Source organism: Bradyrhizobium sp. LB11.1, from assembly GCF_040549385.1.
Lineage (GTDB): Bacteria > Pseudomonadota > Alphaproteobacteria > Rhizobiales > Xanthobacteraceae > Bradyrhizobium.
Window position 1 is genome coordinate 17,143 of the sequence record NZ_JBEPTH010000017.1, and the last position, 15,832, is coordinate 32,974.

Here is a 15,832-nt window from a genome sequence, read left to right on the forward strand (position 1 = left end):
ATGATCTGGAAGAACTTCGTCAATCTCCCTGCAATCGCACCGCGACGCAGAGTCGTTGCAACCACAATTTTGTACGGACTCTCTTTGGCCGTTCGCTTCACCTCCGCAACGGGCGAGGAAGTAGAGCTCCCCGTGCAATCCGCGCAACGAATTAATCCGGTGATGTCCATCATGGTCATGGATAAGATCCGGCTTCCCTATGCCGACTGGGATCCGAACCCGGTTCAACCGATTTTCGTTCGTCAACGCTGGCCGCTGCGGTTGTCAACGGCATCGAGTTGCAGCCCCCCTTAAGAGCCAGCCTTCGCTTCCATTTCTTCGCGTCGTTCTCAATCACAAGGCTTTCCGGCAACGGGAGGCCAAGCGGTAGCGCGTGGAATTTTGAGAAACACAAACCACTGGAGCAGATCATGCGACTAGTCATCATTGGCGCCGGTTTTGCCGGCATGTACGCTGCACTTTCCGCTGCCCGCCTGCGCGATATCCAAGACATTTCGCCCAAGGAGCTCGAAATCACGCTGGTGGCGCCCGAGCCAACGCTTGTGGTCCGCCCGCGGCTCTATGAGCCAAATCCGGAGACCCTGACTGCATCTCTGCTCGATGTTCTCAACGCCATCGACGTTGTGTACGTGCAAGGCAGCGCGGAGACGGTCGACACTAAGTCCCGTACAGTGTCGATCGCGACAGGGAAAGGCACGCAAAAGAGCCTATCCTATGATCGTGTGGTGCTGGCAACCGGCAGCAAGCTTTTCCGTCCGAGTATTCCGGGTCTCGCCGATCACGGCTTCAGCGTCGACTCGCTCGACGATGCGGTCGCCCTTGACAAGCATCTACATGCCCTCGCCGAGCGACCGGCCACAAACGGACGCGACACGGTCGTTGTGGCCGGCGGTGGATTTACCGGCATCGAAGCTGCGACCGAAATGCCCGCGCGACTGCGCAAAATTCTAGGCAAGGGTTCAAAGCCACGCGTCATCATAGTCGAACGGAACAATTCGGTCGCGCCCGCCATGGGCGAAGGCCCCCGGCCCCCCATTGAGAACGCTTTGCGAGAGCTCAAAGTAGAAACCCGGCTCGCTGTCAGCATAACCTCGCTAGACGAAGTCGGCATCACGCTATCGAGCGGTGAGCACATCGAAGCGGAGACCGTGATCTGGGCCGCAGGTATTCGCGCGGCGCCGTTGACCCAGCAGATTCCTGCCGAGCGCGACAATTCGGGACGTCTGCTAGTGGATCGCGATCTGCGCGTGTCGGGAGTAGACGGCGTCTTCGCAACCGGCGATGCCGCCCGCGCCGCCTGCGACGATGATGGCAACTACGCGCTCATGTCGTGCCAACACGCGGTACGGATGGGGGCGTTTGCCGGCAACAATGCAGTCGCCGAGCTGCTCGGCGTTACGACCAAGCCTTATCACCAAAAGCGATACGTTACTTGCCTCGACCTTGGCGAAGCCGGCGCGCTGTTCACGCGCGGCTGGGAGCGCGAGGTGACGATGGTCGGCGATGTCGCCAAGAAAACCAAGCGCGAGATCAACACTGTCTGGATATATCCGCCCCAGGCCAATCGTGCAGCCGCGCTCGCCTCTGCTGATCCAGAACGTGTGGGCGACGTAAGTGGTTTCTTCTAGGCGCTTACGCGAAACGGCCGCATCCACGCTGGTCGCGCGGCGCGCCCAAATAAGACCAAGCATCAGCCAACCATGAAACAGGAGAGAAACATGAATCTGCATAGCCCCTCGTACATAAAAGTTTCCGACGAGTTCGTTCCGTCACGCTATGCGTTGCGCATCGGCGAGATTGACGTGATGGTGGTCAGCGACGGCGTGTTGACGCTGCCAGGCGCGATGTTGGCCCACAATGCTGAGTCGGCCGTTCGCGAGGCCTGGCTAAAGGATAATTTCCTGCCACCGGACGCTTTCGATTGGGCGCTGAACGCGGTCGTGGTGCGTAGCGGCGGCCGGACCATACTCATCGACGCTGGGATGGGCGCGGAGTTCCCTTTACCGAGGGCTGGGCAACTCATTCATCGACTGGAAGCCGCCGGCATCGATCTCGCATCAGTGACCGATGTAGTGCTCACTCACATGCACATGGATCACGTTGGCGGGCTGCTTGTTGACGGAGTGAAGGACCAACTTCGTCCGGACCTGCAGATCCATGTGGCAGCCGCCGAGGTCAAATTCTGGGAGTCTCCTGATTTCTCCCGCGTCTCTATGCCACCCGGCTTCCCGGATGCGCTTCGGGAGACAGCCAAACGGTTTGCGAAGGAATATCGTAACCAGCTACGACTGTTCGAAGAAGAGCACGAGGTGGCACCAGGTGTGGTCGTCCATCGCACCGGCGGCCACACCCCTGGGCACAGCGTGGTCCGCCTGACCTCCGGTGGCGACCGGCTGACATTCGCCGGTGATCTCGTATTCACCGTCGGGTTCGAACACCCTGACTGGCACAACGGCTTTGAGCACGACCCGGAGGAAGCGGCTCTGGTTCGTATCCGTCTGTTGCAGGAGCTGGTTGAGACCGGAGGGTTGCTGGTCGCCACTCATATGCCATTCCCGTCCGTCGGTCATGTCGCCGCAGATGGGAACGTCTTTCGTTGGGTGCCGACACTCTGGGACTACTGAGGGCTTTCTGAGCCTTCTGATTTCGACCAGCGCACACCAGGCGCTTCATCCGACACGGGCCGCGTTTCCGGCGCTGAAACGCGTCCCCCCACCCAAATCTAGTTGGAGCTTGACTTCGATGAATCATGAGACCGTGCGGACGAAGGCGTTCGCCATGCCGGTGACCAACCCGGCTTTTCCACCGGGCCCCTACCGCTTCGTCAACCGCGAATACTTTATCATCCAGTACCGCACGGATCCCGAGGCCCTGCGCCGGATTGTCCCGGCGCCACTCGAACTGACCGAACCGGTGGTGAATTACGAATTCATCCGCATGCCTGACTCAACAGGGTTCGGCGACTACACCGAAAGCGGCCAGGTCATCCCGGTGTCGTATCAGGGGCAGCTTGGCAGCTTTACCCATCAGATGTTCCTTAATGATCATCCGCCCATCGCTGGCGGGCGAGAGTTGTGGGGTTTTCCAAAGAAGCTGGCGCAACCAAAGCTCGCGGTCGAGATCGATACGCTGGTCGGCACCTTGAATTACGGCTCGGTTCGCATCGCAACCGGCACCATGGGTTATAAGCACCGCGCCCTGGACATCGAAGCCGAAGCCAGGAAGCTCACCGCACCCAATTTCCTGCTCAAGATCATCCCGCATGTCGACGGCTCGGCCCGCATCTGCGAGCTTGTCCGTTACCACCTCGAAGACATCACGGTGAAAGGTGCATGGACCGGACCGGCGGCGCTGGACCTGTATTCGCATGCTCTTGCGCCAGTCGCTGAACTTCCGGTCTTGCAAGTGCTGTCGGCCAAACACCTTGTGGCTGACTTGACGCTCGGTCTCGGCACTGTGGTCCACGACTATTTGTCGCCCGAAGCGACCTCACGGCAATCCAGATCCAGATCCGAATTCCTCATTGAGGCAAACGCCGGCTGATCAGATCAGCTGCAACGTCGGGAGATTCTCAATGCTTAAGGTCATGCGCGAGCAAAATAGTCCTGCATCACAACAATCCAGGCCGCTGCCATATGACGTGGTTGCTCTGGTCCTACAGGGTGGCGGAGCTCTCGGCGCCTATCAAGCCGGGGTCTACGAAGGCCTGCACGAGGCCGGTATCCGGCCAAACTGGTTGGCGGGCATTTCGATCGGGGCTCTCAACGCTGCAATCATTGCTGGCTCGCCCGAAGGTGAGCGTGTGCAGCGGCTGCGCGAGTTCTGGGAGACCATCTGCGCCTTTTCGATTGAATGGCCGGCAGGCGAAGGACTTGCTAATGCTTTGCCCTTTGCGTTCGACATCACCTCGGTCCGCAACGCATTGGCGGCAGCGAGAGCATTGGTCCAGGGCCAGCCCGGCTTCTTCAAGCCGCGCTTTCCCTCGCCACTCTGGTCACCGTTCTCGGGCAATGCGGCGACAAGCTTCTACGATACGGCCCCCCTGCACCAGACGCTGGAGCGGTTCGTCGATTTCGACCGGCTGAACTCGGGCGATGTGCGTGTCAGCGTCGGCGCGGTCAACGTCCGTACTGGCAATTTGGTCTATTTCGACACCGCCGAACGCCGGCTTGGACCGAAGCATTTCATGGCGTCGGGCGCGCTGCCGCCAGGATTCCCCGCCGTCGAAATCGAAGGCGAGCACTATTGGGATGGCGGCGTGGTGTCGAACACGCCGCTCTCCCGCGTCCTGTCGGGCGAGCCTCGTGACACGCTGACGTTCCAGATCGACCTCTGGTCGGCCAGGGGCCGCGTTCCCTACGACATGATGGAGGTTTCAAGCCGGCAGAAGGACATCCAGTATTCGAGCCGCACCCGCGCCGTGACGGATCAGGTGCTGCGCATGCAGAAGATGCGCCGCGCCTTGCAGCGGACCATCGAGAAGCTGCCGGAAGCCGCAAGGCGGGATCCGGAGATCCGCGACATCGCTGAGATGGCGCGCGAGCGCTCCTACAACATCGTTCACCTGATTTATCAGACCAAGATCCACGAAGGCCATTCGCGGGATTACGAGTTCGGGCTGAGCGCGATGCGCGCGCATTGGCAGAGCGGGCTCGACGACATCCGCCGCACGCTGGCTGATCCGCGCCGCCTCGACCCGCCGTCTCCCGAGCTAGGCATCGTCACCCATGACGTCCATCGCCGTGATTGAGATTCAGCGTCCCCCGCAGCTTCCGGAGAGAGCCATGTCGATCCTTTCTTACGCTTCCGAACAGAAAGCCAAAACGCTCCATGCTCCATCGCGTCAGGCGATCCGGCGCGCAGCCCTCGCGTTCGCCGCCGCGCTCGGCGTCGCCGGGGCCACGACCTACGGCCACTATTATGTCACGGCCGGCCGTTACCTGGAGACGACCGACGACGCCTATGTGAAGGCGGACTCCACGATCATCGCGCCAAAAGTCCCCGGCTACATTACGGAGGTTCTCGTCGCCGACAACGAGGCCGTGCAATCCGGGCAAGTGTTGGCGCGGGTCGACGACCGCGATTTCGAGACCGCGTTGAAGCAAGCCCAGGCGGATGTCGCAGCATCCGAGGCTGCGGTCAAAAATCTGAATGTCCAGATCGAGTTACAAGAGCCGCTCATTCAACAACAGGCAGCCGAGGTCGATGCGACCGAGGCCAACCTGAAATTCGCCCAGCAGGAGCGCGCCCGCTACGACGAACTCATGAAGTCGGGTGCAGGCACCATTCAACGGGCCCAGCAAACCGACGCGGCGTTGCGCTCGCAAATCGCACAATTGCAGCAGGGTAAGGCGGGATTGATCGCCGCCAACAAGAAAATCGAGATACTGTCGACGCAACGTGCCCAAGCTCTCGCGCAGCTCGATCATGCTCGCGCGCTGGAGCAGCAGGCGGCCCTGAACCTCTCCTATACGCAGATCACCGCGCCGGTCGGCGGCACCGTCGGCGCGCGCACATTGCGGGTCGGCCAATATGTCCAGGCGGGTACGCAGCTCATGGCCGTGGTTCCGCTCAATTCGGTCTATGTGGTCGCAAATTTCAAGGAGACCCAACTCACTCACGTGCGCGATGGACAGCCGGTCGAGCTGCGTGTCGACAGCTTCCATTCGACGAAGCTGAAGGGCCACGTCGACAGCCTGTCGCCGGCGAGCGGCCTGGAGTTCGCCCTGCTGCCGCCCGACAACGCAACAGGCAACTTCACCAAGATCGTGCAGCGCGTGCCGGTGAAGATCGTGCTCGACGACCAGCGCCTGAACGGCCTCCTGCGGCCGGGAATGTCGGCGGAGCCCACTGTCAATACCAAGTCGGCAGTTATCGCCGAGCGCGCCGCCGACAAGCAGCTCGCCTCACGTGGCAACAAGCCCCGCGGCTGACGAAACCGTCCTCCCTCACACGTGAGCAGATCGCCATGACGACACTGCAAACCACGGTCGGCCCCGGAACCGGCAGCGAAAGTCAGTTACCGGCGGCGGCTCCCACCGTCTCGGCAAAGACCTGGCTCGCCGTTAGCGGAGCGACGCTGGGCGCCTTCATGGCGGTGCTCAACATCCAGATCGTCAACGCGTCCCTTGCCAACATTCAGGGGGGGATCGGCGCGGGCATTGACGACGGCGGCTGGATCTCGACCTCGTATCTGATCGCCGAAATCGTCGTGATCCCGCTCAGCGGCTGGCTCGCCCAGGTGTTCTCGGTCCGCCTCTATCTGCTCACCAATGCCTTCCTGTTCCTGGTATTCTCCGCCGCCTGCGCGCTGGCGCAGAACCTGCCGCAGATGATCGTGCTGCGCGCAGTGCAAGGATTTACCGGTGGCGTGCTGATCCCGATGGCCTTCACGCTGATCATCACGCTGTTGCCGAAGGCGAGGCAACCGATCGGGCTCGCGATGTTTGCGATCTCAGCGACATTCGCACCGGCGATCGGTCCGACCATCGGAGGCTATCTTACCGAGAATCTCGGCTGGGAATACGTCTTCTACGTCAACATCGTGCCGGGTTCGATCATGATTACCATGCTCTATGTCTCGCTGGAGGCGGAGCCCATGAAGCTCTCGCTGCTGCGCGAAGGCGATTGGGCCGGCATCGCCACCATGGCGATCGGGCTCGCAGCACTCCAGACCGTGCTTGAAGAGGGCAACAAGGACGACTGGTTCGGGTCGCCCTTCATCGTCCGGCTGAGCGTGGTCGCTGCCGTCGCGTTGACGCTGTTTCTCGCGATCGAACTGACCGTGACAAAGCCACTGCTGAACCTGCGCATCCTGTTCCGGCGCAATTTCGGCTTCGGCGTTCTGGCGAATTTCCTGCTGGGCGTCTCGCTGTACGGCTCTGTCTACATCCTGCCCGTCTACCTGTCCCGCATCCAGGGCTATAACTCCGAGCAAATTGGCATGGTGTTGGCGTGGACCGGCCTGCCGCAACTCGTGCTTATCCCACTGGTACCTCGCCTGATGCAGCGGCTCGATCCGCGTCTCGTGATCGGCGTCGGCTTTGTGCTGTTTGGCGGATCCAATTTCCTGAACATCTGCATGACCAACGACTATGCGGCCGATCAGCTTTTTTGGCCGAACGTGATCCGCGCGCTTGGCCAGGCCCTCGTCTTTGCGCCGCTCTCGGCCGTCGCGACGGCCGGCATCGAGGCGGAGAATGCCGGATCCGCGTCCGCGTTGTTCAACATGATGCGTAACCTCGGCGGCGCGATCGGTATTGCCGCGCTCCAGACCTTGCTGACCAAACGCGAGCAGTATCATTCCAACGTGCTTTCGCAGCAGGTGACGATGTTCGAGCAGGCGACCCGCACCCGGCTCGATCAGCTCACCCAGTATTTCATGAGCCATGGCGTGATCGACCGTGTTGATGCGATCCACCATGCCTATGTCGCGATCGGCAAGATCATCCAGAAGCAGGCCTTCATTCTCGGCTTCAGCGACACCTTCTATCTGCTCGGCGTCTCGCAGATCGTCGCGCTCCTCGCTGCGCTCATGCTGACAAGGCCCGGACGTATCGAAGCCGGCGGCGGGCATTGATTTAACTCGTCCGCAACGACACCACAAAGAACGAAAGGAACTCCCATGTTGAAAAGTAAGGTAGCTATCGTCACCGGTTCGACCAGCGGCATAGGGCTCGGCATCGCCAGGGAGTTGGCCAGGCTCCGCGCCACCATCGTCTTGAACGGCTTCGGCGATCCCGGCGAGATCGAAACCATCCGCAGCGGGCTCGAACGTGAGCACGACGTGCGGGTCGTATACGACGACGCCGATATGTCGAAGGGCGATGCCGTACGCCGACTGATCGCGACCACGGTCGAGACGTTCGGGCGCCTCGACATCCTCGTGAACAATGCCGGCATCCAGTTCACAGCGCCGGTCGACGAATTTCCACCCGCGAAGTGGCACGCGATCCTGGACATCAATCTGTCGGCCGCATTCCACGGCATTGCCGCCGCGGTGCCGGAGATGAAGAAACAACGCTGGGGCCGAATCGTCAACATCGCCTCTACCCACGGCCTAGTTGGGTCGACGCACAAGGCCGCCTACGTAGCGGCCAAGCACGGCTTGATCGGCCTGACCAAGGTGGTCGGCCTGGAGATGGCCGGCAGCGGCGTGACCTGCAACGCGATCTGTCCCGGCTGGGTGCGGACACCTCTGGTCGAAAAGCAGATCAGCGACTTGGCCGCGCAAGAGAGCATCAGCCAACAGAACGCTGCCAAGGCGCTGCTGGGTGAAAAGCAGCCGTCCTCCGAATTCGTCTCTCCGGAACAGCTTGGAGGCACCGTGGCCTTCCTGTGTTCGCCTGCGGCAGACCAGGTCACGGGCACTGCGATTGCCGTCGACGGCGGATGGACCGCACAATAGCAAAAACAACCAGTGGAATCGCTCGACGAGCGACAATGGAGATTCCCATGAACGAAGAACGTAAAGTTGCGATCATCACCGGTGCTTCGCGAGGCATCGGCGAAGCCTTGGTGAAAGCGTATCGCGGCAGAAACTACCGCGTGATCGCGAACGCCCGCTCGATCGAACCGTCATCCGATCCGGACATTCTTGCCGTCGCCGGCGACATCGGCAACCCATGCACGGCAGAAAAAATCGTTCTGCAGGCGCTCGACAAATTTGGTCGCGTCGACACGCTTGTCAACAACGCCGGCATCTTTATCGGCAAGCCGTTCATCGAATATACGGACGATGACTATGCCAGGATGCTGGCGATCAATCTCAACGGTTTTTTCCACATCACGCAACGCGCGACCGTGGAGATGCTGAAACGCGGTTCCGGGCACATCTTGCAGATTACGAGCAGCCTTGACGAGAACGTCAGCAGCCAAGCGCCATCAGCGTTGGCAGCTCTGACCAAGGGTGGCCTGAATGCAGCGACGAAGTCGCTTGCCGTCGAACTCGCAAGCCGAGGAATCCGCGTCAATGCGGTCGCGCCAGGAGCGACCAAGACGTCAATGCACAGGCCTGAAATGTACGACAGTCTCGGGAAGCAGCACCCGATTGGTCGGATGGGTGAAGTCCACGAGATCGTCGAGGCCGTGCTCTTCCTTGAAGGTGCTGGCTTCGTCACCGGCGAAATTCTGCATGTCGATGGCGGACAAAGCGCCGGCTCCTAAGGGAGAGCCATCGCCAGGCCGATATTCGCGACCGATCAGAGCTTGCAACCGGAGCCGCTAGATATGTCTCTGCTTACTCCAGGCGGTCCTGTATCTCAGAGGGGGCTGGATTCCGCAAATGCGGCAGTGGAACTGTCGCGCCTCGAGGCGCGGCTACCACCATTGCTCGGCGTCATCGCCGGAATGGTCGACTCCACCGGCTTCGTTACCCTTGGTCACGTCTTCACGGCGCACGTGACCGGCAACATCGTGCTGGCCACCGTCGTTGCCATTGATGGTGGCTCGTTTCACTGGGCACAATTATCGGCGATCCCCGTCTTCATGATTGCCCTGGCGGCAGTTTGGCTGATCGTCCAGGCTTCTGGTCGGCACGGCTCGGGTCTGGCGCGGCGGTTGCTTCAGGTTCAATTCCTGCTACTTCTCATCCTGTTGATCTTCAGCGTCGTCACCAAGCCATCGGCCGATCCCTCTGGACTGAACGCCAATGCTGCCGCGATGACGGCTGTGTCGGCCATGGCCTGCCAATACGCGCTCCTTCGCCTGGCGCTCCCCGGCGCGATATCGACTGCGGTGATGACCGGCAATTTGACCAATGCAGTCTTGTCCGCGATGGACCTCCTCGCCGCACGCAATCCCCTGCTGCCGCGCGATTCCACGCCACTCAATCATTCCCTGCATCGCCTGCTCAGCTTTGTCCTGGGATGCGTCGTTGCAGCAGGAGCCGTCTCGCTGATAGGAGATTGGACATGGTCGCTTCCGGCAGCACCGGCCGCTATAGCAGCAGCAATAGATTAAATGCCCAGCGGAAGTGAGTCTCGCCGATGCCCCTACTTTTGTGGCATACGGAAGCGAGCGGAGATGGCAGTTTGGCGGCTCGCAAATGCTTAGCGCGAAGCGTCAAAACCACAATTTCGAGGAACCGCGGCTACTTGTTAGCACTCACCCGTCTTTATGCACATGCCGCACAGCTGCTGGCTACGATGAGGTTTTTACAGCGGAAGTCGTGCCGGCCGTCCGGGTACGGTGGTCTCTGGCCACTGATAAGCTTTCTGCTATTTCCTTATCAGTCGTCAACTGACTCCGTTTTGTTAGAAACCTTATCAGTTGAGGAACTGATTCCGCTTGCGACCAAACTCCTTTTCCTGTGAAACCGATTGTTCAATTCACCCGAACAAGAAAGAAACTGCGTTCTACTCTTCAAGACGGTTTACCGTCTGGAGGACCCGCCCGTAGAGGCCGCGCGATGCATGCGCAAGCGTCAGTCATTCTGATGCGGCCGGCTCTCTTGCTCAAGGCCGACGATATGAAAGCAGCTTGGCGGCGAACTCCTGAAGGTCAGAAGGAATGACGCTTGATTCCTCCTGCCCAGTGCTAAGTGGTACGCTAAGGGTCCAGTTGGTTTGAAAGCGAAACGCACCATATTCCTTGTCGAGGATGCTCTCGACCTTGAAGGTTTGAGAAGCGTCTTCTGGGCGAGGATCGAGCGGTGGGCCCATAGCGACTTCTCCTTGCAGACCCTGAAAGGTTGCCGCGTCGAAGCAAAAGTCGAGGTGAGAATACACGAAGACGCCATTCGTCGTCAGGGAGATGAACGGATGATCGAGCATTTGGCGCACCAGCCTCAGGTGCCGAAAGCGTGGAGTGCTCGCTCTTCCCGGCAACCCCGTTTCTGATAGATCGGTGCTTATCTCCCCGAGATCGCAATTCAGCTGAAAGGATCCCCGCGCCGAAGCAACGCGGGCAAGTCGCTTGTTGTAGCCATAGAGGTTGACGCCGATCAAAACAGGGGCAAGCTCATCAAGAAAAAGATGGGGCATATAGTTGAACGGACCACCGCCTGGGCCATCAGCGTCGTTTCTCTTTACGAACGGAATGAGTTGGATGATCTCTTGATATCTCAGGCCGCCAAGAGGGACGAAGCCGGGCCGAACGTTACTCTGTCGACAGAACAGAAAGACAATCGGATGCTTGTCTCCCTTTTTTTCGTCCGTGGCAGCGAGGCCGTGCGGTGGATCGAGCGAAAGGGTCGGCGGTAACAATTTTTGGACTTCCTTGGAAGCGCGCCAGATCGTAATGCAGTAACCTTCCATCGTCCCAACGCCGCCGGCGGCACCGATCTTGAGCTGCTTGAGCAAATTGACGACGGGCAACAAGGTGATGGGAACGGGAATCTTGCGATAGTTGCCGTAGCCTGGAATATTCATGTTCGCTCCTGTTATCGCTCTCGCCGTCGCACGTCCGGACATGACCGCCGCTTCAATACATCCAGCATCCAGTCCGGTTCGCACCCAATCTCCCGCTAGAAATAAGTTTGAAATGCCAGATCCGTCCGGCCAAAGGCGCCACTGAAGGGTGCCTGGCGTTGACAGCACATAGCGTTCCCACGGATTTATGTTCGGACGAACGTATTGGGTGTCGAGGCGGTCCGGGTCCAGCGTCTGGACCGGCGACGGAGGGACAAGTAGGCCCCAGTCAAACTTAGTGGTCCAGGGATCGCGGGCCTTTGGCCAAATCTCCAACAGATCTCTGTTCATCCAGTCGACGATCATGCGCTTTGCTCGCGCGAGCTCGTGATCCGGATAGTTCGGATCACATGATGGCCCGGCGTCTGGAAAGACGCCGACAAAGTAATTCAGCGATCGCGGCACCTTTGCGCCCATCCCGGTTTCAGTGGTGAGCAGCTGCGAGTTGTCTTGCCACGAATTCAGAGGCGCACGATCGGGTCTATCGGACTCGCGTCCAAATCCGACCATGACGGTCCGCGGATCTGGCCAGCCAAGTTGCGACGTTTCCTTGGTCAGCCAAAGTTGCAGAGCTAATGTCGGGGTCGTTTGGATATTTGCCAGGTATTGGCCCCAGGTGTCTGGATGACGAGTTGAGAGATCGCAAGCGATCGACTTCAGGCCTCCAAAGCCGGTGGCGAGGATCGCAATGTCGAACGTTTGGTCGATCGGGGTGTCGGCGGCTGGCCGTCGTTTCAGCGTGAGGCAACCCGCATCTTTCCACGTGGTCCAGAACGATTCCAGATCGTATCCGTCCAGCGCCGCTCCGTTTTCGATCTTGTCGTAGAGAGGATGAGAAGGCCAACTCTCAAGGCCATTGTCCGCATTCTTGATCAGTGGATGGTATTCGCCATTTGGATCTCGAAGATTGACCTGGCGACCGAGCACGACGCTTTGTATCGCACTTCCGTCCGCGGAGAGGACTAGCTTGTCCAACCTGTGAAAGAACTTGAACTTTACGTCCTTGCCGTGAAGATAGTCGTAAAGCGGCGCAAACAGAAAGTCGCCCATCGGCTCGCGTAGCGTGTAGAAAATTGATCCCTTGTAGGTGAGCAGCAGCCTGAGTAACCCAAGCGTTCCGACACCAGCCCCGACCTCGCGGACGCCCTTCACATAGCCAAACACATAGTCGTAACATCCCCGCACCACGCCGGAATCCAGACTTTCAGGCTTGCACCCGTTTTCCTTCATCATCCACTTCGACCATTCCCGATGGTCGATGGCGTCCAATCCGCCTAGCAGCACCTCGTCCGATAGCAGCCCTTGCACCAATCCCGCCGCCAGGTCGAAAAGGATCTCCAAGCGACGGGTCTCGTCATTGTCGGATTTACCGAAGTGCGCGTAGCTGGCCAGCGCGGCAGAGCGGGCTTTCGCGACTTGCGCCCGGAATGCGGCGACAAGTCGTTTCACATCTGAACTGAATGTGCCGGTGACCGTAGCCGATCTATCCAGCAGCGCCGCGATCGCGGAAAGCGGTGTTGGAAATACCTCGGGCGCTCCCATGACGTCCGCTATTGCCAGCTGAGTGCTTAAACGTGCTTCAGGTTCCTCGAAATTCGCGAGTACTGAATTGAAGAACTCTTGCTCCGCCCACGACAGCAGATTCTTCACGAGGACGGCGGGACCAAGGGTTGCCAAATCGATCCCCGGATCAAGCGGGTTCGGGCGCACCTGCAGCTGCCAGGGCTTCCATGAATGATCCACATACTCCATCACGGTGAAATGGTTCAAACCCTCGAACTTGCTGCGCCATTGTTCCGGGGGACGTGCCAGACGAGCATAGAGGCGCTGCACCAGGTCGAATGCATTGTCGTAAAACCCGGCCCACACATGAAGGCCGTGTTCGAGTCCACGCCAGTTTCGGCCCTTGTCCCGGCCAATCATGGCCTTGCCGCCCAGCCGCCAGCCGAGCGTATAGATGGTGATGTCAAAGCGCTTTTCAGGATCCTGCTCGATCAGCTCGAAAGCCGCTGTAAGTGCCCCGATGCCGCCGCCGAATATTGCAATTCGTGTTTTTTCCGTCATCGGCGTCCCGTGCGTCGTTCACGTGACCGCCCACGCCACAGATCAGCATCGACGTCGCGGTGGTCGTCTACAGCGTCGAGTATGGCTTCCAACAGCAACGCTGCTCTTTCGGCAGCGAGAGCAAACAGTGAGGGCAACGCGTCCCCAAACTGCAGAAAGTCCTCCCCCGTAATTGCAAAGCTTGCACCCGAGACGGCGCGGGCGGCCTGCCTCCCTGACATGACCGCGGCCTCAATGCACTCGGTGTTGAAGCCGGTGTCTATCCACGCTCCCGCGAGATACAGATTGTCGAAGCCGGAGGCGTCAGTCGTGAGGCGCCACTGCGTCGAGCCGGCAGCCGACGCGACGCAACAACTCGATGGGTCGACATTTGCCCGATACACTTGGCTGTCGATGCGACAGGGACCTCCGGCGCAAGTGGGGTCGAACAGAACATTCCAATTGAATTGCCCGCACGGACTCGCTCCGGGCCAAACATGACGCGACTTGGAGCTGAGCCACTCAATCGCCAGCTCGCGCGCGCGTTTCTTGGCTTCGGCCGGCACCTGATGCTGATCAGGCGCCCTGCGGAACAGATCCGTCTCGAGTACTCCGCAAAGATACTGGAGCGACACCGGACGTTCGGCGCAGAGGTGCCGGCGCTCGTACTTCAAGACCTGCGACATGTCGGCCCATATGTCGAGTGGCTGCGGGCCGGTCGACATCACGGTTTTTTCCGGAGAACATGCCGGTACGGCCTCGGTTGGCGGGTATCCGAGTCCGGCCGTCGGTACAGCGCCCCACAACTGAACCGAAATGCTTGGAACCAGGCTCGCCGCCTCCGCCATCGCGCGAAATCTGCTGTTGGCTTTGATGAGTTCTTCGCAGGGTCCCGGCGCCGCGTTCAACTCCTTGAAAGCTCCAATTGGAATAGCGAGAACGATGGTGTGGAATTGGCTTCCCTGCTGAAGCGTCTCCTGACCAGCACTCTGACTGCACCAGTACGATTCGAGGTCAACTCCCTTTCTGCAGAGCAGATCGCCATCGCAAATCTGGTCCCACAACGGCATTTCCGGCCAGCATTCCAGATTCCCGTTGCATGGCTTTGGCGCGATCGTTGGACAATATTCTCCGCTCCTGAGATCTACTTGCCGATCAAATACGATCCGGGCGATAGAGCCCTTTTGCGGATCCAGCTCGAGTCTCTTGAGCTTCCAGAAAAATTTGAACTTCACCCCGCGTTGCTTCAAGACCCGGTAGATCGGCACTACGACGACTTCACCCATCCCGGATTGCATTTCAAACGCGAAGGAATCCCGGTAGGTTCCGTAAAGTCGAACGACAGCCTGGGCGGCTGTCCCGGCCGCGTAGCTCGGACGCCGACGATCTCCGTCGCAATATTGAAGCATGGAATCATACAGCGCCTGGACAATTGGCGAGCCATAGGTCGAGTCGGGCGCGGCTCCGCAGGCTGCGAGCCATTCACGAAAATCCATCAGATCAAGCTCGCGAACAGTCAGTCCGCCAAGCATCATGTCCATGACGATGCCCTTGATGGTCGCTGTTCCTACGTCGATGAGTTGCGCCATGAATGTTCCGGCGCGATCGTGCACGAACGTCGGCGACAATACGGCCCTTGCAAAATTTCTGATAAAATTGACAAAGGAGCGCAGTTGAACTTCATCCGGACCGGCAACCATGCTCGCGAGTTGGCCTGACCATTCGCTCGCAAGTGCCGCGCAAAGCCCAACATCCACATCAAACCTTGCGTCGACGCCGGACACTGCCGAGCGAGGTTTGGGCTTTGCATATTTTTTGTAGTCGACCCCCGCAGACGTCAACAACGCGATGGTATTATCGTCCAGGTCAACGCTGGTCGGAATATCCGGGGGTGACCGAATAAGCTGAGTATAGAAGCATTGCACCACGAATAGCATCTGCGAGAAAGCGGCGAGCGGCGAAAGGTCGGCCTTCCCGTCTCCGGGAACGCCACACATGTTAGGCCAGTTCAGGCAAACTACCTCCGGGCAATCCCCGGCGCCGATCGCAGAATCACACTGAGGTTTCAGGGCGGCGTCGCACGACCGTATTTCCTGGCCATTTTGGGGCATCCACTCTCGGTAGGCCGCCCTTAACATGCTGAATGCGTTTTCGTAGCAACCAAACCAGATATGGAGACCGTGCTCGACGACGCGGCCATCATCATCGCGCCCCGAGGCACCTTTTCCTCCCAGGCGCCAGCCCATTTGATAGATCGTAATCTCGAAACGATCTCGTAGGTCCTGGCGTTGCGTCAGTTCGAATGCCGTTGCCAGCGCAGCCATTCCTCCGCCCAAGATCGCGATCTTCTGCCTCGTCATGCGCGAACTTCCCGAGTTCTA

General features: G+C 59.5%; 12 protein-coding genes. 10 read left to right on the plus strand and 2 right to left on the minus strand.

The genetic code is table 11. The features are described from left to right. The 10 genes from ABIA96_RS31315 (at position 1) to ABIA96_RS31360 (ending at position 9,960) form a co-directional block, all read left to right on the plus strand. A complete protein-coding gene (locus ABIA96_RS31315; RefSeq protein ID WP_354140780.1) occupies positions 1 to 294 on the plus strand; it encodes a hypothetical protein in 294 nt (97 codons plus the stop codon). 116 nt (positions 295 to 410) lie between these two features. Beyond that, on the plus strand, positions 411 to 1,628 hold the full coding sequence (locus tag ABIA96_RS31320; protein ID WP_354140781.1) for an NAD(P)/FAD-dependent oxidoreductase: 1,218 nt from the start codon (positions 411 to 413) through the stop codon (positions 1,626 to 1,628). A 90-nt stretch (positions 1,629 to 1,718) separates the two neighbouring features. Further along, positions 1,719 to 2,624, plus strand: a complete 906-nt coding sequence (locus ABIA96_RS31325; RefSeq protein ID WP_354140782.1) for an MBL fold metallo-hydrolase — start codon at positions 1,719 to 1,721, stop codon at positions 2,622 to 2,624. Between the two features lie 118 nt (positions 2,625 to 2,742). Further along, a complete protein-coding gene (locus ABIA96_RS31330) occupies positions 2,743 to 3,543 on the plus strand; it encodes an acetoacetate decarboxylase (RefSeq protein WP_354140783.1) in 801 nt (266 codons plus the stop codon). A gap of 31 nt (positions 3,544 to 3,574) precedes the next feature. After that, positions 3,575 to 4,750, plus strand: coding sequence for a DUF3734 domain-containing protein (locus tag ABIA96_RS31335; RefSeq protein ID WP_354140784.1), 1,176 nt, complete (start codon positions 3,575 to 3,577; stop codon positions 4,748 to 4,750). A gap of 34 nt (positions 4,751 to 4,784) precedes the next feature. Then, entirely contained in the window at positions 4,785 to 5,933 is a 1,149-nt protein-coding gene (locus tag ABIA96_RS31340; RefSeq protein WP_354140785.1) for an HlyD family secretion protein, read from the plus strand. Positions 5,934 to 5,968: 35 nt separating this feature from the next. Then, positions 5,969 to 7,579 carry an MDR family MFS transporter gene (locus ABIA96_RS31345; protein WP_354140786.1) on the plus strand — a complete coding sequence of 537 codons (1,611 nt, stop codon included), beginning with the start codon at positions 5,969 to 5,971 and terminating at the stop codon, positions 7,577 to 7,579. Positions 7,580 to 7,624: 45 nt separating this feature from the next. Further along, positions 7,625 to 8,407, plus strand: coding sequence for a 3-hydroxybutyrate dehydrogenase (locus ABIA96_RS31350; protein ID WP_354140787.1), 783 nt, complete (start codon positions 7,625 to 7,627; stop codon positions 8,405 to 8,407). Between the two features lie 47 nt (positions 8,408 to 8,454). Next, a complete protein-coding gene (locus ABIA96_RS31355) occupies positions 8,455 to 9,165 on the plus strand; it encodes an SDR family NAD(P)-dependent oxidoreductase (RefSeq protein ID WP_354140788.1) in 711 nt (236 codons plus the stop codon). Between the two features lie 126 nt (positions 9,166 to 9,291). Then, on the plus strand, positions 9,292 to 9,960 hold the full coding sequence (locus ABIA96_RS31360; RefSeq protein WP_354140789.1) for a YoaK family protein: 669 nt from the start codon (positions 9,292 to 9,294) through the stop codon (positions 9,958 to 9,960). A gap of 494 nt (positions 9,961 to 10,454) precedes the next feature. Here the strand turns inward: ABIA96_RS31360 and ABIA96_RS31365 are convergent, their stop codons facing one another. Together ABIA96_RS31365 and ABIA96_RS31370 are read right to left on the minus strand one after the other, a co-directional pair. Beyond that, positions 10,455 to 13,472: an FAD-dependent oxidoreductase gene (locus ABIA96_RS31365; RefSeq protein ID WP_354140790.1), complete on the minus strand. Its 3,018-nt coding sequence runs from the start codon at positions 13,470 to 13,472 to the stop codon at positions 10,455 to 10,457. Then, positions 13,469 to 15,811: an NAD(P)-binding protein gene (locus ABIA96_RS31370; RefSeq protein WP_354140791.1), complete on the minus strand. Its 2,343-nt coding sequence runs from the start codon at positions 15,809 to 15,811 to the stop codon at positions 13,469 to 13,471. The genes ABIA96_RS31365 and ABIA96_RS31370 overlap by 4 nt, the downstream gene beginning before the upstream one ends. Positions 15,812 to 15,832 lie beyond the last annotated feature (21 nt).